The organism is Pseudoalteromonas sp. SIMBA_162, assembly GCF_046535955.1.
GTDB lineage: Bacteria > Pseudomonadota > Gammaproteobacteria > Enterobacterales > Alteromonadaceae > Pseudoalteromonas > Pseudoalteromonas marina.
This window is the reverse complement of the sequence record NZ_JAWJBQ010000034.1, coordinates 12,750-31,620: the sequence shown is the minus strand read 5'-3', so window position 1 is coordinate 31,620 and position 18,871 is coordinate 12,750. Positions and strand designations below refer to the sequence as shown.

17 protein-coding genes are annotated in these 18,871 nt (G+C 38.3%); 1 reads left to right on the top strand and 16 read right to left on the bottom strand.

Going from position 1 to position 18,871, the window contains the following annotated elements:
* Positions 1–402: 402 nt before the first annotated feature.
* From R0J88_RS17805 to rfaH, 5 genes are all read right to left on the bottom strand, one after another.
* A complete protein-coding gene (locus R0J88_RS17805; protein WP_410900594.1) occupies positions 403–2,625 on the bottom strand; it encodes a polysaccharide biosynthesis tyrosine autokinase in 2,223 nt (740 codons plus the stop codon).
* A 15-nt stretch (positions 2,626–2,640) separates the two neighbouring features.
* On the bottom strand, positions 2,641–3,075 hold the full coding sequence (locus R0J88_RS17800; protein ID WP_010555600.1) for a low molecular weight protein-tyrosine-phosphatase: 435 nt from the start codon (positions 3,073–3,075) through the stop codon (positions 2,641–2,643).
* Between the two features lie 11 nt (positions 3,076–3,086).
* Positions 3,087–4,199, bottom strand: a complete 1,113-nt coding sequence (locus R0J88_RS17795) for a polysaccharide export protein (RefSeq protein WP_410900593.1) — start codon at positions 4,197–4,199, stop codon at positions 3,087–3,089.
* 243 nt (positions 4,200–4,442) lie between these two features.
* Positions 4,443–4,811 carry a GxxExxY protein gene (locus tag R0J88_RS17790; RefSeq protein ID WP_410900592.1) on the bottom strand — a complete coding sequence of 123 codons (369 nt, stop codon included), beginning with the start codon at positions 4,809–4,811 and terminating at the stop codon, positions 4,443–4,445.
* Positions 4,812–5,863: 1,052 nt separating this feature from the next.
* On the bottom strand, positions 5,864–6,349 hold the full coding sequence (gene rfaH, locus R0J88_RS17785; protein WP_410900591.1) for a transcription/translation regulatory transformer protein RfaH: 486 nt from the start codon (positions 6,347–6,349) through the stop codon (positions 5,864–5,866).
* Between the two features lie 293 nt (positions 6,350–6,642).
* On the opposite strand from rfaH, the gene R0J88_RS17780 reads away from it, so the two are divergent.
* Entirely contained in the window at positions 6,643–8,028 is a 1,386-nt protein-coding gene (locus R0J88_RS17780) for an MBL fold metallo-hydrolase RNA specificity domain-containing protein (RefSeq protein WP_410900590.1), read from the top strand.
* 69 nt (positions 8,029–8,097) lie between these two features.
* Here the strand turns inward: R0J88_RS17780 and rfbD are convergent, their stop codons facing one another.
* Genes rfbD through R0J88_RS17725 form a run of 11 tightly spaced genes read right to left on the bottom strand, consistent with a single transcriptional unit; the run spans position 8,098 to position 18,799 of the window.
* Positions 8,098–8,946, bottom strand: coding sequence for a dTDP-4-dehydrorhamnose reductase (gene rfbD, locus R0J88_RS17775; RefSeq protein ID WP_410900589.1), 849 nt, complete (start codon positions 8,944–8,946; stop codon positions 8,098–8,100).
* 1 nt (position 8,947) lies between these two features.
* Complete coding sequence (rfbB, locus tag R0J88_RS17770) at positions 8,948–10,012, bottom strand: dTDP-glucose 4,6-dehydratase (RefSeq protein ID WP_410900588.1); 1,065 nt, start codon at positions 10,010–10,012, stop codon at positions 8,948–8,950.
* A gap of 12 nt (positions 10,013–10,024) precedes the next feature.
* The gene (gene rfbC / locus R0J88_RS17765) at positions 10,025–10,570 is read right to left on the bottom strand and encodes a dTDP-4-dehydrorhamnose 3,5-epimerase (protein WP_410900587.1); all 546 of its coding nucleotides are present in this window, start codon (positions 10,568–10,570) and stop codon (positions 10,025–10,027) included.
* Entirely contained in the window at positions 10,567–11,448 is an 882-nt protein-coding gene (gene rfbA / locus R0J88_RS17760) for a glucose-1-phosphate thymidylyltransferase RfbA (RefSeq protein ID WP_410900586.1), read from the bottom strand. The genes rfbC and rfbA overlap by 4 nt, the downstream gene beginning before the upstream one ends.
* Positions 11,441–12,478 carry a DUF1972 domain-containing protein gene (locus R0J88_RS17755; protein ID WP_410900585.1) on the bottom strand — a complete coding sequence of 346 codons (1,038 nt, stop codon included), beginning with the start codon at positions 12,476–12,478 and terminating at the stop codon, positions 11,441–11,443. The genes rfbA and R0J88_RS17755 overlap by 8 nt, the downstream gene beginning before the upstream one ends.
* The gene (locus tag R0J88_RS17750) at positions 12,475–13,578 is read right to left on the bottom strand and encodes a glycosyltransferase family 4 protein (protein ID WP_410900584.1); all 1,104 of its coding nucleotides are present in this window, start codon (positions 13,576–13,578) and stop codon (positions 12,475–12,477) included. The genes R0J88_RS17755 and R0J88_RS17750 overlap by 4 nt, the downstream gene beginning before the upstream one ends.
* Positions 13,568–14,263, bottom strand: a complete 696-nt coding sequence (locus R0J88_RS17745) for an acyltransferase (RefSeq protein WP_410900583.1) — start codon at positions 14,261–14,263, stop codon at positions 13,568–13,570. Before R0J88_RS17745 ends, R0J88_RS17750 begins: the two co-directional genes overlap by 11 nt.
* Positions 14,256–15,518, bottom strand: coding sequence for a hypothetical protein (locus R0J88_RS17740; protein ID WP_410900582.1), 1,263 nt, complete (start codon positions 15,516–15,518; stop codon positions 14,256–14,258). Before R0J88_RS17740 ends, R0J88_RS17745 begins: the two co-directional genes overlap by 8 nt.
* A gap of 8 nt (positions 15,519–15,526) precedes the next feature.
* The gene (locus tag R0J88_RS17735) at positions 15,527–16,717 is read right to left on the bottom strand and encodes a glycosyltransferase family 4 protein (RefSeq protein WP_410900581.1); all 1,191 of its coding nucleotides are present in this window, start codon (positions 16,715–16,717) and stop codon (positions 15,527–15,529) included.
* Positions 16,714–17,541, bottom strand: coding sequence for a glycosyltransferase family 2 protein (locus R0J88_RS17730; RefSeq protein ID WP_410900580.1), 828 nt, complete (start codon positions 17,539–17,541; stop codon positions 16,714–16,716). Before R0J88_RS17730 ends, R0J88_RS17735 begins: the two co-directional genes overlap by 4 nt.
* Positions 17,534–18,799 (bottom strand): oligosaccharide flippase family protein, encoded by a 1,266-nt coding sequence (locus R0J88_RS17725; protein ID WP_410900579.1) that lies wholly within the window; start codon positions 18,797–18,799, stop codon positions 17,534–17,536. The genes R0J88_RS17730 and R0J88_RS17725 overlap by 8 nt, the downstream gene beginning before the upstream one ends.
* Between the last annotated feature and the right edge of the window lie 72 nt (positions 18,800–18,871).

Genomic DNA, 18,871 nt, shown 5'->3' with positions numbered 1-18,871 from the left:
CTATCAGCTATCAGCTATCAGCTATCAGCTATCAGCTATCAGCTATCAGCTATCAGCTATCAGCTATCAGCTATCAGGGTAACGCTGTTGTATTGCATTACGGTGTCAAATTCTAGGTTCTCGGTTAATCAGTTTTAAGGTGCAAGGTGAAAGGTCAAGGCCCCTTACAGCTAAAACCTGCACCTACAAAGTGCTTTTTACCACCGAGGGCACCGAGGCGCTTCGCTGCACCGAGAAAGAACAAAAATAAAATAAATCACTTTTGTTTCCTCTGTGAACTCTGTGCTCTCTGTGGTGAACCTTCTCTTCACTTTCGCGGTAGCTAGCTACTCGCCTACAATGAAGAAATAGGCTCTAGGTTTAGGTTTTATGTACTAAAATCTAGCTCCTAATACCTTTTATTTACTTATCACTCTTATATTCGTAGTTGTAGTAGCCGTAGTAACCATAAGCATTGCTTGCTTTTTTAACTACACCGTTAAATACTAGCCCTTTTACGTCTATTCCATTTTGTTCAAAACGGTTACGGGTTAGGTCTATTTCACGCAAGTGGTTTTGGCCAAAACGTGCTACTAATAAGGTAGTACCTGTATGGGCACTTACTATAGCCGGGTCGGTTACTGCAAGTATTGGTGGGGTATCTATAATTACTATGTCGTATGCTGCGCTTACTTCTTCAACCAGTTTGCTAAAGTTGCTATGCATTAGTAGCTCAGAAGGGTTTGGTGGTATTTGCCCACGGGTAATTACATTTAAGCCTTCAACCTTGGTAGGCTTAGTTACCTGCGCTAAGTTTAAACGACCTGAAAGGTAATCGCTAAGGCCATTGTCCCACTTTAAGCCAAATTGAGTTTGCAGGTAGCCTTTACGCATATCGGCATCAATAATTAGCACTTTTTTACCACTTTGTGCTAACACTGCCGCCAAGTTAACCGATATAAACGATTTACCCACACCTGGGCTTGGGCCCGATATAGCAATAATGTTGTTTTTAGCTTCCATCATCGCAAAGTGTAAGCTCGTACGTAAGCTACGCAGGGCCTCTATTGAAAGGTCGGCTGGGTTATCAAGCGCCAGTAAGCTTTTTGCTTTACCTGCTTTGTTTTTGCGCCCTGTAAAGCCGGTTAGTTTATCTTGATAGTCTGAGTGGGGTACGCTTGCGTATACAGGTATGCCTAGGCCTTCAATCTCGCTTGGGTCTTCAACCCCTTTATGCATGGCTTTTTGTATAAGTACAATAGCCACTGCAAGCATGCCACCTAGCATAGTTGCCATTACTACTATTAGCGCTTTTTTAGGTTTTACCGGCTTGCTGGTATTTACCTCGGCGTAGTCTATAACGCGTACATTACCTACTGTGCCAGCACGCACTATGTCTAATTCTTGGGTTTTACTTAATAGCAGTGTGTAAATTTGGTTGCTTACTTCAACATCGCGTTTTAAGCGTAGTAGCTCTTGTTGGGTTTCGGGTAGGTTACCTACCTCGCCTATTAGCTCATTTTTTTGGCTTTCTACTGCTTGTATTTGCTCAATAATACCTTGGTATGCTGGGTGGTCTTTTTTAAATTTACGGCCAAGCTCTAAGCGTTTTAGGTTTAGCTCTTGTAGCTTTGTTTCAAGCTTTACTACTTGCTCAAGCACGCCTTGAGTCTCAAGCGTTATGTTTATTGACTGGCGTTTTATTTGGTAGTCGTTAAAGCGTTGCTCTGCGTACTCTAGTTGTTTTTTAATTTCAGGTAATTGTACTTCTAAAAATTCAAGCGATTTTTGTGCCTCGGCGCTGTTACGCTCCACATTACGGCGCACATATATAGCGGCTACTTTATCAAGTACTTTTTCGGCGTAGCTTGGTTTTGTGCTTTGTAGGCTTAAATTAATAATGCCTGAGTCTTTACCTTTTTCACTGGCACCAATTGCTGCTTGTAAGTCAAGTATTGTGTTTAGGCGGTCTTTACGGGTAATTATAAATTCGGTACCTGGGCGCGCATTAAGCTCGCGCACTGTTAGGTTAAATTTACCATTTGTAAGTTCCTCGCCTACTTTACCCGCCAGTATTTGGTCGCCATCATCATTTAAAAGCGCAACACCGTTACCGTCTTGTGCTACAAGTACAAACTCTTGGTTTATAGCATTACGTGGTACGTCAAACCTAAATATGTTTATACTTTCGCCGCCCCATGCATAGCTACTAGCACCAAAGCTTGGCTCGGCTAAATCGCCATCGCTCATTGGGGTAAATTTACGGTACGCGCGATTACCTATAAATGGGAATAGTTTTGGCTCGGCTGTAATATCTAGCTTAAGTGAATCTACCGCCTCGCCAATGACACTGCGTGATTTAAGTAATTCTATTTCTGTTACTGCGGCCGATGTACTTTCGAACATGCCTGCCATGTCGTCAAACCCGGGGACAGATGCACTGCCGTCTTCAACTTGTATCATGGCTGTGGCTTGGTAAACCGGCGTGCTTAATACTGCATAAACCACACCTATAAACATAAACAGTGCCGTTATGCCTACTATAAAGTATTTGCGGTCGAGTAATGCGCCTAGCAGTGCCATTAAATCGATTTCTTGCGTGGGTTGTGCGGTGTTTTTGTTTTTACTTTCAGGCTGGGTATTCATTAAATTAGCCATTCCTTATAAATACTTTTGCCAAGCGCTGCATGCGCTATCGATTAATGTGTAAACGTGTTCAAATGCTTCTGTGCTTTGGCGGTAAGGGTCGGGTATTTCGGCGTTGTTAATCCACTTACCTAGTAAAAATGTTTTACCGCGTGCCTCTGGGTAGCGTGCGTGTACATCGTTTAAATGGCGTTCTTCCATAACCAATATTACGCTATTTTGCGCAACAAGTGCAGACGATAACTGCCGGCCTTGGTGCTCGTCCATGTTTACGCCATGTGCTTGGGCTATTTGTTTTGCTTTTGCATCGGCAGGTTTACCCTCAAGTGCGGTTAGCCCAGCTGACGACACTTTAATATTTTTACCTTTAAGCTTTTGCTTTAATACATATTCACCTGTCGGGCTGCGGCAAATATTACCGGCACATACAACTAATACAGAATCGAACATTGCTATGCGCCTTAGTTATTTATATCGTTCAGGTTATCAACCGTTGCTACCGACGGTAGTAATAAGCTTATTACGCGGTTCCAACGGGCTAATGGTGCCGATGTTACATATACAATGTCGTGCGGTTGCAGTTCAAACTGCTCGGCTAATACCATTGCTGTAATATTTTTAGCATGCAGCTGGTATACGTTTGCAATAACACCTGTTTGCTCTACGTTGCTTTTACGCAGTACAAACACGCCGTTGGCGTCGGCTGTGGTTTCGTTTAGGCCGCCGGTGTCGCTTAGTGCTTCGGCTAGGTTTAAGCCGTATCGGTTTAATACAATTGATCCTGCACGTTTTACGTCGCCCAGTACAAATACTTTTTGTGCGTCGTTACGCGTTACATGAATTATGTCGCCGTGTTGAAGTAAACGGTTTTGCGAAATATCACCATGTGAATAAAAGCTGTCGAGTTGTATGGTTTCTGTTTTGTTACCACGGGTAAACGTTACTGTGCGCCAATCGGCGGCTTCTGTTAAGCCACCCGCTTGGTTTAGCGCGTCAATTAGGGTGAGTGGTATTTCGGTAACTGGGTATACACCTGGTTTATTTACCTCCCCGGTCACGTAGGCTTTTTGGCTATTAAAACCTACTACTTTTATGTCTACCTGTGGGTTTTCAATTACGCGACTTAGGCGTTTAACTAGGTCTTCGCGCACTTCACTTATGGTACGCCCTGCTGCAGGGATGTTTGGCGCATAAGCATAGGTAATAGTGCCATCTTTTTGTACGCGAAAGCCATCAAACTCTGCGGTGCGCTGCACTGCTGCTGGTATTGTTAGCTCTGGGTGATCCCACACGCCAATTGTTAATGTATCGCCTACACCAATTTTGTATTCATAATTGCTTACGTTTACACCTGCGGTATTCGATATTGGCTTAGCTGATGCACGTGCTTGTTTTTGTTGCTTAATTAGCGACGAGTCGATAATTTGAATATTTACTTTTTCGAGATCTTGCTCAAGGTTTTGTGTTTGCTCGCCGGTTTCTATGCCTTCAAAATGGCTGCCTGGTATTATGGTACAACCGGTAACTGATAGTAATGCGAGTGAGGTGATGAGTGATTTACAGCTTAACGCCATTGTAGAATCCCAAAATTATTTTAAATATTTTGTTCCTCACCGACCTTGGTGAGTACTTGTATTTTTGTGCGGTAATTAAAGCATGAGAGGGCTATTCGCGCAAGCCGAAACGCGCTTTTACATTACTGCTTTCTTTTAAATAAGTATTTAAGCTTACTCAATGTTTTATAAAATAAAGGTAGCAAACAGGGCTGGTTTATTTTGTGATATATTAGTGTGTTATTTTTATTTTGCACTTTTATATTAAACGCTTATTCGCTTTATACCTTCAATGAGTTTTACTTGGTTAAAGTTTATGAGTAATCCTGTTTTTATGCCGCTTAACTTTAAGTATGTTATTAGTTGTGCTGTATGTATTGGCAATAGTTTATCAACTGTTTTTATTTCTATTATTAGTTGCTTTGGGATTAATATATCGAGCCTGTACCCTGCATCAATAGTTGTGTTTTTGTAGTTGATTGGTAATTTTATTTGGCTTTTTAATGATAAGCCGGTCTGCTGTAGTTCATATATTAGGCAGCTTTCGTAGGTTGATTCTAATAAGCCTGGCCCAAGGTTTTTATGTACTTCAATAGCGCAACCAATTATTTTTTGAGTTAGTAAGTCTTCCATGGCGATCCTTTGCAAATTTGTCATCTTGGAATATAGACTAATTATTTTAGTTACACATATTTTGTACGCCAGTTAGGCGTTTCGCGCTACACAGAGTAAATATACTATTTTCTAGTATCTTCTCCTGTACTTCTCATTATCTTCTCTGTGGTAATAATAATGTTTTATTCACTTTATCATTTAGGTTAAAAATATAACCGCAAGACAGTTTTGACCACCGGGAACACAGAGGCGCTTCGCGCTACACTGAGGGAACATACTATTTTTTAGTACCTTCTCCTGTGCTTCTCATTGTCTTCTCTGTGGTGGTAATAGTGTTTTATTGACTTTATCGTTTAGGTTAAAAATATAACCGCAAGACAATTTTGACCACCGAGAGCACTGAGGCGCTTTGCGCTACACAGAGAAGAGCGTAAAATAATGAATTAGTCTAAAACCAATTCTCCTTTACTTCTCCTTGTCTTCTCTGTGGTGATAATAGTGTTTTATTTATTTTATCAATTAGGTGAAAAGCCTGAGTTACAAAACAATTTAACCACCGAGAACACCGAGGTGCTTCGCGCTACACTGAGAAAACATACTATTTTTTAGTATCTTCTCCTGTACTTCTCATTATCTTCTCTGTGGTAATAATAGTGTTTCAGCTCGACTAGCCCTTCGGGCACGTTCCAGTTCGTTACAAAACTTACTCAATTAGGAGTACAGCTTCTTATGATTTTACAAAGCAATTAACAATGTAAAAGCGTTGCTTTTAAACGCCAGCAAGCTGCGCGTCTACGAATAGCCCTTCGGGCACGCTTCACGTTCCAGTTCGTCGCAGAGCTCCTCTCGCTCCAGCTTGAAAGCAAAACTATTTACTTGTCTAGCCCTTCGGGCACGCTCCACGTTCCAGTTCGTCGCAGAGCTCCTCTCGCTCCAGCTTGAAAGCAAAACTATTTGCTTGTCTAGCCCTTCGGGCACGCTTCCGCCCCTAGGTTGCAGTTCCTACTTACTGATGATTTATATATTTTTTAATAATTACCGAGTCAGTGGGCTAGGTGCCTACAAAACCTTTAACTAAATTCAATATCTGTATTATCTACGCTCATTTCTACCTGCTTATTAAGCAAGTTAATTAACAAAATGCTGCGCATGTCGCCGTCGGGCTCTTTGTATATTGCGTCTATATTTTTAAACGAATTATTATTTACACTTACTGCATCGCCCTGTTTAGGTAATTGCGATTCAACCGTATGCGACTTGTGATTATTTAAATGTTCGATTATTGCTAGCGGTACAACTTGGTAATTAGCCCCATATGTTACAAAGCAACCTATACCGCGAGTATTTTTTACAGCCGCAAAAGGCCCATTTTTTGAGTCTAGGCAAACAAATAAGTAATTTGGAAACAAGGCGACTTGTTTGACGGTACGACGACCTTTAACCAGCTTTTCAGTGGTTAATATAGGGTAAAAAGCTTCAATTCCTTGATTAGTCAAGTTGGCTTTTGCCCGCTCTTCTTGGCGCGGCTTACACATAACTAAATACCAACTTTCCATGGCAACCTTACTACCTACTAAATTGCAATAAACACAAGATTAAACTAAATCGAGCGCCATTATAGCCAGCGCATTATGCCTATGTAAATAAGCTTGATAAGTTATTGGTTACTTACATAAGCCATGTACATTGTTATTGTTTACGTAACAATTACTTAACCAAAGTGAATTTTATAACTCTCACATCGTCACCGCTCACTTTTTATTCGAACAATGTGTTGATTTTATATTTTGCAAATTACAAAAATGTTATCTACCTTTGGTAATTAACAAGTTTTTACGAGTAAATGTATATGGATATACTTCACCACGGGGCTGTAAACGGTGTTACAGGCTCATGCCATGAGCTTTTAATTGGTGATCAAACAAGTGTGCTTATTGATTGCGGATTATTTCAAGGGGAGGACTCAAAAGAAGACTTATCAATAGAATTTGATATTAGCCACGTTACCGCGCTTATTGTTACGCATTGCCATATTGATCATGTTGGCCGAATTCCTTACTTGTTGGCCGCGGGGTTTAAAGGGCCAATATTTACCTCACAAGCTTCAGCAAGTTTGTTGCCGCTAGTAATAGAAGATGCGCTAAAAGTGGGCGTAACACGCGACCCTAAAATTATAAATGCCTGCCTAAAACTACTAAAGCGCCGCACTGTACCTGTAGACTTTAAAACGTGGTTTGATTTGCCATGCAATGGACAGCAAAAGGCTAAAGCACGATTTCAGCGAGCTGGGCACATTTTAGGTTCAGCCTATGTTGAAATTGACATTAAAACTCATAAGCAAAGTACTAAACCAAATAGCACTCACCGCGTTGTATTTTCGGGTGACTTAGGCGCACCCTACACGCCCTTACTCCCCTCGCCTATAGCGCCTTATAAAGCCGACACTTTAGTGATTGAATCCACCTATGGTGATAAAAACCATCAAGGGCGTAAACAGCGTACCCAAACACTTAAAAAAGTAATAGAGCGCGCGGTTGCAGATAATGGTGTAGTGCTAGTGCCTGCATTTAGTATTGGCCGAACCCAAGAGCTCCTTTATGAACTAGAACAACTTATACATAGCTCTGGTAAGCATTCTAAATGGCGAGATATACATGTAATACTCGACTCCCCCATGGCAGCAAACTTTACTGCTCAATATAGAAAGTTTAAACACTTATGGGATAACGAAGCAAAACAAAAAGTAGCCAAAGGCCGGCACCCACTTGATTTTAAAAACCTAACCACGGTTGATACGCACAAAGAGCATATAGCCATTATTAATTACTTAAGTACGCGCCAAACGCCTGCCATTATTTTAGCCGCCAGCGGTATGTGCACCGGTGGACGAATAGTTAATTATCTAGAGCGATTTTTAACTGATGCAACCACCGATGTTTTATTTGTGGGCTACCAAGGGAGAGGTACGTTAGGCCGCGACATTCAACAATACGGCCCACGTAATGGTTATGTATTTATAAACAATACCCGCGTTACCATTAATGCCAAAGTACACACCATTAGCGGCTACAGTGCGCATGCCGATCAAAACGGGTTAATAAAATTTGTAACGGGTATGCGTAAAAAGCCAAACCATATAAAAATTGTGCATGGCGATGATGATGCAAAAGCTGCATTGGCAAATAAATACAAAGAGGCTTTGGGAAGTGAGGTGGCCGTTGAAATTGGGAAGTAACTAGGTAATTTTATACAACCCCATTAAATATTTTCGGGGTTGTATATTTTAATTTTTAAACAATAAAGTTTAGTTAATACTCTCTAACATTCTCTTTAAACCCGCTCTCCAATGTAACCTTTGCTCTAAACAACTTTGCTCCATTAAACTCAAAACGGGCCTTGTAGCAGGGGTTGGGTAATCCTTTGTAGGAATTGGTTTAATTGGTATTCTTTTATTGAGTATGCCTTTCTCTATGGCGCAATCTTGAATTGCCACTGCAAAGTCATACCAACTTGCTACACCTAAGTCACTGTAATGATAAATAGGCTCTAGTGCCTTCTGCTCTGCTAACTGCCATAGGAAGGTAGCTAAACCATTTGCGTTAGTAGGACATCCTATTTGATCGCTCACAACATTAAGCTCATCTTTTTCAGCCATTAAACGCAGCATAGTTTTCACAAAATTATTACCATGACTTGAGTACACCCATGATGTTCGTACTATCGCAGAGTTATCGGGGCAATGTGTTTTTATTGCCAACTCACCGGCTAATTTTGATTCGCCATATACATTGATTGGGTTAGTTTGGTCATCAACTTTATAGGGGGTATTTTTTGCACCATCAAACACAAAGTCTGTCGATATATGTAATAATCGTATGTTGTGCTTAGTAGCCGCTTTAGCTAAGTACTCAACCGCTGTAGCATTTATTAAATGTGCTTCACCTTGCTCAGACTCAGCCTTATCAACGGCTGTGTATGCTGAAGCATTAATAATCACTGCTGGAGCTAATTGCGTAATAGCTTGCTCAATACTTTGAGGGTCGGTAATGTTAATTTCATTACGGCCATAAGCATGTGCTGTAATGTGACTTGGACAGGCTTTCTGTAACTCCCATGCCACCTGGCCATTTTTACCAATGATGAGCACATTCATGTTAGTTACTACCTAAACGTTCACGTTGGTAACTGCCATCTTGCACGTTTTTACACCATGCTTGGTTATCTAAATACCATTGAATGGTTTTTAAAATACCCGACTCAAACGTCTCTTCAGGATGCCAACCAAGCTCTTTATTAATTTTAGTTGCATCAATAGCATAACGTACATCATGTCCTGGGCGGTCAGTTACAAAGGTAATAAGCTCTTTAAAGTCAGTAAGGTTAGCTGGTTTATCTTTAATTAAGTCATTTAAATGATTACAAATGGTGGTAACAACTTCAATATTTTGTTTTTCATTAAAACCACCAATATTGTACGTATTACCAAGCTTGCCTTCACTGACAACTTTATACAGTGCACGTGCATGATCTTCTACAAACAGCCAGTCACGAACCTGTTTACCGTCGCCATATACTGGTAGCTGCTTACCTTCCAACGCATTTAAAATAATTAATGGAATCAGCTTTTCTGGGAAATGGTAAGGGCCATAGTTGTTTGAGCAGTTAGTTAACACGACAGGTAATTGATAAGTACGATGCCACGCTCGTACTAAATGGTCTGACGCAGCTTTTGACGCTGAATAAGGCGAGCTTGGCTCGTAAGAGGTGTCTTCTGTGAATAAACCAGTTTCACCTAAATCACCATAGACTTCATCTGTTGAAATATGATGGAAGCGAAAATCGGCTTTTTTGCTATCGACGAGGGTTGTATAGTAACTACGTGCGGCTTCTAACAGCTCGTATGTACCTACCACGTTTGTTTGAATAAACTCACCTGGGCCATCAATTGAGCGATCAACGTGACTCTCTGCAGCTAAATGCATGATAAAGTCCGGTTGATATTTTTCGAATACTGCAGATACTGCATTACGGTCGCAAATATCACCTTGCACAAAATGATAGCGCTCTGACTCTTCCACTGAACGCAGTGACTCTAGGTTACCTGCATATGTTAACTTATCAAAGTTAACTACGTTATGCTGTGTTTCATTAATTAAAAAACGCACCAAGGCCGAACCAATGAAGCCTGCGCCACCTGTTACAAATATTGTTTTAGTCATAATTTAACTCTCTTAAAAAGCGGGGGCGTCAACATGTAATAAACCGGCCTCATCTTTTACTGATAATAACGGTGCTTTACCATCAACAAGCGGCCATTGAATATTTAATACTGGGTCATTCCACAGTACGCTTTGTTCAAACTGCGGCGCATAATAGTCCGTACATTTATAAACAAACTCGGCACTATCACTGGTTACATAAAAACCATGGGCAAATCCTGCAGGAACCCACAATTGACGTTTATTCTCACCACTAAGCAATACACCTACATGCTGACCGAATGTAGGGCTGCTTTTACGCATATCAACTGCAACATCGTAAACTTCGCCTGCGGTTACACGCACCAGCTTTCCTTGAGTTTGCTGAGTTTGGTAATGGAGCCCACGCAGTATTCCCTGTCCTGATTTGCTGTGGTTATCTTGTAAAAAAGTTACATTTGCTACATTTTCACGAAACCAATCATCGCGAAAAGTTTCCATAAAAAAGCCGCGCTCATCACCAAAAACCGTTGGCTCAATAATTTTCACATCTGCAATGGCTGTGTTTATTATTTTCATGAAAACACCTTATGAGAAAGTAAGCTTAGTAGGTATTCACCATAACCACTTTTGCGCAGCGGCTCAGCTAAATCACGTAATTGTTGGTCATTAATATAACCCATACGGTACGCCACTTCTTCAGGGCAATTCACCTTGAGACCCTGACGTTTTTCGATGGTTTCGATAAATTGTGCTGCTTGCAGTAGGCTATCGTGTGTACCAGTATCTAACCAAGCGGTGCCTCGGCCCATTATTTCAACATTTAATGTTCCAGCATTTAGGTATCGCTCAATCACGTCGGTAATTTCTAACTCACCACGCGGCGATGGTTTTACACCTTTTGCGTATTCAACCACTTTATTATCAAAAAAGTATAAACCTGGTACAGCATAACTTGATTTTGGCTGAGATGGTTTTTCTTCTATTGAAATGGCTCTACCACTCTCATCAAATTCAACAACACCGTAGGCTGTTGGATTGGCTACATGGTAACCAAACACGGTACCACCTTGCTCTCGTGCAGCTGCATTTTTAAGAGACTTAACCAAGTCATGGCCATAAAATAAGTTATCGCCCAGTACTAAGGCAACGTTATCGTCACCTATAAATTCTTCACCTAATAAAAATGCTTGCGCTAAACCGTCAGGAGATGGCTGAGCAACGTATTGTATATTAATACCCCACTCTTTACCGTCACCGAGTAATTCTTGAAATTTACTTTGCTCTACAGGAGTTGTTATAACTAAGATATCTTTGATACCTGCGTTCATAAGTGTTGCTATCGGGTAATATACCATCGGTTTGTCGTAAACCGGCATTAACTGTTTGCTTACTACTTTTGTGAGTGGGTATAAGCGCGTACCACTGCCTCCTGCGAGGATTATTCCTTTAGTCATTAAATAAATTCTCGTATTGTTGTTTTACTATTGACCATGTATAGCGTCTTTTAGATACTTCTAACATTTGTTTAGCAATGGTCAAATCTTCATTCTTTGTATTAAGTAGCTCAACCAAGTGTTCACTACTAGAAAAATACATTGCTTTATCTTCTGTTGAAGCACGGTTGTAATTACAATCAAAGCAATAAATAGGTAGATCAAAAAACATCATTTCAACTAATGATGGGTTTGTTCCGCCTGCTGAATGACCATGAATATACCGAGCTGCTTTACTACGGAGCTTGAATAGTTGCTCTAAATCATATATTGGATCTATCAATTCAATATTATTAAATACACCAAAACGATTTTTAAGCTCTTTCCCAAACTCACTATTATTCCAGTTACCTATAAACTTTAAAGATTGGTTTGGTACTTGCGCGTATGCTTCTAAAATCATTTTTACATTGTTTTCGGGCTCTATTCTGCATAGTGCTAAGGAAAAAGCTTCTTTCTCTGCAGGTAAATGACCTTTAACAGCATGATCGCCACCATATGCAATAACTTCAGCTTGCTTGTTATATGCAGTAAGTACATGTTCGGCAATCGCTGCGTTATCAGCTATTACTTTATCTGAAAATTTTACAGCTACTTTTTCTGAAAATTTTAAAAACCATTTAGCTGTTTTTCCCCATTTAGCGCGCTTCCACTCAAGTCCATCAATATTTGTGACGACTTTTCTCTTTGAGAACAACTTGAAAAATGGTATAGCAATTGCCCCAGATACACCAAGCACTAATAAATCATTTTTGGTAAAGAGCAGAGAGTGAGCTATCGAGATTACATCGTATGGAATGCTTTGCACACCGTTTGCGTCTAACGACCAGTATTTTAAACGACTTCCTTTATATTCACTTAACTCGTTTTCATATGCTTTACGAGTACAATAAATCAGATCTATCTTTCTCGAAGGTAACAAATTTTCAACTAACGATTCAAAGCCGCCATAACATGCGGGCACCCCAACCGTTCCTATAACAGAGATCATTCTAACGTTCCCAGTTTTTCTATGGAAAAATAGGGCGAGACTCTACGTTGAAATTGTTTAGTCGTAAAGCCCTCAGCAACACTATTTGCACTATTAAACATATTTAACCAAATACTATAGTCACTAGTTACATACTTTACATGCATTAATAATTGCTGAAAGTCACGGCTATCAACTTTAATGGCATTACTTGAATCTGTAAATTCTGTTGGACCACCTACCGGCGGAATTATTGCAGGACAACCAAATGTAAACCCTTCGATGATTGTTAAGCCAAAGGTTTCTACCCATTCAGTAGGGATAGAAAGGTTAACAAGCAACATTGCATTTTTATATAACGTTTCTAAGCTATTAGGCCTGACATGCAGATCTAAATTACTTGGTATGTTGTTCAGTAAAGTCAACTCATCAGTATTGCAATTAAGTGCTGCAACAAATTTTAAGTGTGGTAAAGATTCAGCTAACTTAACAAAGCTATGTATGCCTTTATAGTTTTTCAAAGAGCCTACAAATAATATTGTTTTGTAGTTAAACTTTTGCTCAGGATCAATATCTACCTTTGAAGGGAAGTCGCCTCTTAAACCATTTAATATTACTGTTTTTTTACAAGATAGATTTTGATATTTTGCTTTAACATAATGTGAAACAAACAACACTTCATCGGCAGCAAAGCGTAAAACAGCTTTTAAGAGCATATCTAATGGTTTCGGGTCAACCGCCAACTCATGTACATACCAAACAACTTTCGTAGCAAAGAATTTACCAGCCAATCCAGCTCCAAATGGCAAGATTGTATTCACAACAACATGAGCCTCTTTGTTTTTTAGTTTTGCCTTTATCAAGTAAAACGAAAGTACAAAAAAGGTATAAAGTTGCGCAATTATAAAATGATAAAGTACATTAAACTTATTTGAAGAACGTTTGTAAGGTACTGTTTTTAAGTTACAAGAAGCCCCTGTCAAAAATCCCTCATGACCACTCGTGAATAAATACTTTTTATTGCTATGTTTAAGTTCACAATCAATTGCGTCTCTTAGCACTCTGGGGCTGCCACTATAATCATTGAAAAGGTGAACGAAATAGAGTTCCTTATTCGGCATTGACAGTAACTCTCTCTTTTAAAATTTTAGCTGGTACACCACCAATAATTACATTATCAGGGAAACTTCCACGCACAACGCTTCCAGCAGCAATAACACAACCTTTACCTACTACACTACCATCAAGCAATGTTACTTTTGCACCAATCCAGCAGTTTTCACCAACACTGATCCCTTTGCGATTAACGCCTTGCAACCTAATTAAAGTATCTAAATCTGATATATTGTGATTTTCTGGGTGAACGCTGAAAAAGCTACCAATAATTGTATCTTTACCTATGTGCACTCCACCTGCACCACCAATATGAGCATAATCACCGATGCCAACATTATCTCCGATTTCGATTCCCTTCCCTATATCTGAAAAAGAACCACTTACCGAAAGATTAGAAAAACGACCTACAGAGCAAGCATTACCAAACCTAATTCCAGTATCTCCTAATCCATCTAAGTATGTATAATCACCGATAACAAGAGAGCGACCTGAAACGATCTGCTTCTTAGAACTTAATTTTACCCCCTTCCCCAAAAAGGCAAGCCTACGTAAGAAAATAATTCCTCTTGCTAATTCAGTAAACTTTCTCATGCACAGGTAAAGTAAATCAAGTGAACTTATTTTTTCATCTAAAGTAAATTCTTTATTTTTAAAAGTTCGAACTAACTTTACCACTAACTGTTTAATCAATACTTTTCTCCATTGTAACCACAGCCCCATCAGTTTCTTTTGCTGTTATTTTCTTAGACATTAAAAAAAGCACAACGAGAGGAATTGAACTCATACCGTTAAATAGTACATGTCCTGCTAATATTGAATGTAAATACAACAAAGTAAAACAACACAATAAAAGCTTATGCTTTCTTAGCCCGATAACTCCAACAACAAAGAATAAAAAATATAAAAATGTAAATAAAAAGCCATACATGAAAAATAAATCAAAAAGATCCGTCTCTAACGTATCAAAAGCCATAACAAGCGAAGGATTTTGAAATGACGTAAATGCTCCCATACCAAACAACACTCGCCCTGGGGATGGGATTTGTGCCATAAATACATCATAGGCATGTACTATATATTCAATCCGACCGCTTCCCAAATACATCCAGATATTTTCAGCATTTTCAAACCTAGTAATTATTACATCAAAAAGTAGAGAAAACGCTTCCGAAAACTCGTTTTGCATATAGTAAATAAAAGCTAATACGCAACCCAAAAAAATATATCTATACCTTGATAAATAAACTATGAGAAACAAATTCAGAACACAAAGAAGTAATGCGGCCTTACTTCCAATTAATGCAATTGAACATGAAATAAAAGCTAACTTGTATACCTGTATTTTAATTATATTTATATGCTTCATCGCAATTAGGAAAAAAGTAAAAACCCCAAGGTAAAGGCCTAACCCATTTCCTGATGAAAAAAAACTTTTAGTACCAAAACCATGGCCATATGTACTATTTCCAAGCCCAGTAACACTAGAAAAAAATAAAAAAACAGCGATAATGAGAAGGTTGTAATATATATACTTACAAAGCATTGCGATATCTTGCTCATCATTCACCATAAAATTTAATGTTAGATATAATAATATTAAATAGGTGATTTTATAGCTGTATACAGCACCAAAAATGAAAGCCATCAAATTTAGGTGGAAAAAAGAAGCAACTACTTCAACTAGAAAAATATATAAAATAAAGAAGTAAAGCACCTTGCTGACATTTCTGTTGTATAAAAATACAACAAGATACAAAGAAAGTAACATTCTTGCTAACTGCGAGGGTGAGAAAACTCCTCCCTCAGGAATAAAGCCGTTAACAACTAAAAAACCATTCAAAGCATCTACAAAAGGCAGCACAACAAACAATATGCTCAAAAGTGTTTTTGTTTCCTTTTTAGGCTTTTTATGAATAGGTTTATGCAACTGCTTTATATCAACCATGGTTCAACCTAATTTGAATTACTATTAGTTAACGTTTTATATAAATTTAACCAGCTAAATTTTTCGATCGCTACTTGATGTATTATTTGTGGATTAATAGTCTGTAATTTATTTACTGCAGCTTCCATAGCAATAATAAGCTCATGAACAGTGTAATTCTCGGCATAGCTCACAAACTCGTCAATATCGAGTTCTTGGGTAGCAGTATCAACTTCAGAGCTCTTTTTAAAAGCAATCAGAGGGAGTCCACTTGACAGTGCTTCGAGTATGGTTTGCCCTAACGGTTCATAATTTGACGTCATCGCAAAAATATCTGCAAGTTTATAAAATTTTTCGACTTCTTTGGTTGGTGGAAATATTTTAACTCTATCTCCAAGCCCTAAATTAGCTACTAGCTCTAAGTACTTGTGATTTTCTTCTCCCTCACCAACCATTAATAGTTGGCAATCTGGTACTTTAGCTAATGCCTGAATCAATAAATCGGCACCTTTTGCTTTAACAAACCGACCAATAAATAAAATTATGGGTTTACTAGAGTCTAAATCTAATAGATCAATTTGTGGCTGTTTATCAGCAATACAAAGTGGAAAAAATCGACGTTCGTCTACACCTGGTTTAGTTATTTGGTAATCACTATCTGTATTATTTGCCAGCGCTTTGCATTGAGATAGCATGCTTTGGCTAAATACAAAATTTTTACAAACACGCAAAGCCTTACGTTGAATAATATCGTGTAAAAATACTTTAGCCTTAAGCACTAACTTACTAACCACTGTGTTTGCAGATTCAGCTTTTAACTGATTACGAACAATAGAAGGTACAACATAACGTACGTTCTTAAAGCCCACTTTCGTTGCTAATAGTGCTGCAAAATGAAAACGTGCAATTACCACTGTGTCGCTATTTTTTTCAAACTCACTTTCTAATAACTTAAACAACATGTAATTCGATAAAATCAAGTTTAAAAACTTACCAAACACGTTTTTTAAAGGCGCTATTTGATACCTTTGTACGATTACTCCATCGATTTCCTCAATCGCTTTTTTTGGGTAATCCTCAGGCACGCTAATATCACTAACAATTATCTTAACGTTGTCATTATTATTTTTAGCCTCTTCCGCTAGATGCCTTAGTGAATTTTCAATCCCCCCTATCGAAGGGTAATAGGCATTACTTAGAAGTAATATGTTTTTCTTCATCTAATATCTCTGTAATGACGCCCACTCAACAGCGCCTTAATGATTTGTGTAATTGAAAGTGGGGATTTATTTAAAATGCGTTTAAATAATAAAATAAATAAAACTCGTAGATAACTTAATTTTTTGTAGTAGCGAAGTGTTAGTCCAAAGCTATAACTTCTCTCTTTCTTTCTGAATTGGGTAAGAACACTACTCTCACTTTCAAGTCTGGATAGCGAATGTTGAAACCCTGAGATAACTTTACTGTTTGAAATTAAGTTTAGCCTCTCAAGTCGGTAGCAAAACGTTGAATCGATACCATAAAGATAAAAACGCTCATCAAAGACATTGCCATAGGCTGTTTTTATAACATTAATCATATTACTGCCAATGGCCACGCCTGAGCCAATAGCTAGTAGGGAGTCGTTATCAGTTAAACTGGTAGGCTCACTCACTGTTACACCATTAATTAGAGGACCAGTAGCTTTATCACCATTAAAAATAACAGGAAATGCACACTCCTCAGCCGTAATTGTGTTTAATGCTGCAATATATTGCGGGCTAACCTCTGAATCATGATCTAGAATCACATAAACACTAGCATGAACCCTCTCCATAAACTGATTATAAATCTTTGCTAGTGAATCATTATGTAGTGTTTCAACCACTTCAATATTTAAACCATTGAGTTCTTTTACGTCTAATGGCTGAGATACTGGGCCATTATTCCAAATTATAAATTTAGTATTACTTTTTACTGACCAAGACATTACTAGGCTTTTAATAGTTACTGAGTCTAACGGCTTGCAATTATATAGCACCACCAATACAGCAAAATCATACATTTTGATGCTTTCCTAAGTTTGAAAAATCATACGTGCGCGCTTTTAAGTAGCCTAAAGCAATAACAATAAATTGTGGAATTGTGGTTACAATTGAAAAAAGCATAATAGAATCTACTGCATTTAGTTCCTTAATATAAGCAATATAAAGCGCCAACACTGTTAAAGTTAAATTAAGCAAACCATTGATAAAGTAAAGTTTTTCCACTTTAAATATAGGTATTACTGAAGAGTACGGCTTATTAACAACATTTACAAAAACCCAGATTATGAGCCAATTTGCGAATAATGCTGCATCGGTCCATTTATCACTAAAAATAAGTGAAAAAATGCTTTCTGAAAAACTCAAAAAAATAAGCACTGGTATTAAGCCTATTACGAAGAGATAGGAGGTATATTTAACAAGCGCACTATTCAAAGGTTGTCGTGCTTTATGTAATGCAACAAACTTTGGTAGTAAAACATCAGCAAGTGACTTACCTATTATATTTCCCGGCATAACTAACACGGTTCTAGCTAATGCAAATAAGCCGGCAGCTGCGGGGTTTGAAAAGTATGTCAGAAATAAAATAGGTAGTAATAAGCTAAGGTTGTCTATTATATTCAGTGGAACTCTATATTTAACAATATCTTTATGACGCTTAATTCTATGCGTAAAACGGTTGAGTTTCATATCTGCTTGGTTTAGCTTTGAACTATAGAAACAGAAACAGTTAATCAAAGTATAGCCTGTAATAGATGCTAAAACTAAAGAGTAGTAGTCGTTAGATATTGAAAAGCCAAACCATAGTTTCATAATAGCAATGAGTATTGCTTGAACTATCAAAAGCTTCGCTCTAAGTGCAAAATAACCTTCACGAATATATAGAAACATAAATAATTCTTGTGCGGCAATTGAAAATGCAAAAAGCACTGATAGAACAGCAATAATAAATATGTCTGACTGACCAAAAGCCCAAAGGATAGAGCTCAGTAGTAAAAATAATATTGTTATAAAAACATTTATGCGGATAGCTATTCGCATAAATGGCTTTACTTCTTTTTCAAATGGTAAAAGCACAATGATCAGAGGTAAGCACAATGAGATTAAAGGAACCAAAAAGGCCGCTGTTTGAGTTATATTAGCAAAAACACCAAATGCATAAGGTTCGTAAATACGAGTAACAAAAGGAATTGCTGTAAATGCTATTAGTTGCGCTAAGACACCTCCGGCTAAAACTGTAAGCACTTTTGCCAGCAGCTTGCTTTTATATAAACTCACAAATATTCTCTTTTTGGTTCAATAAAGTGCATCCTTATAGCTACAGGATTATCGACACCCCAAAAGTTGTTA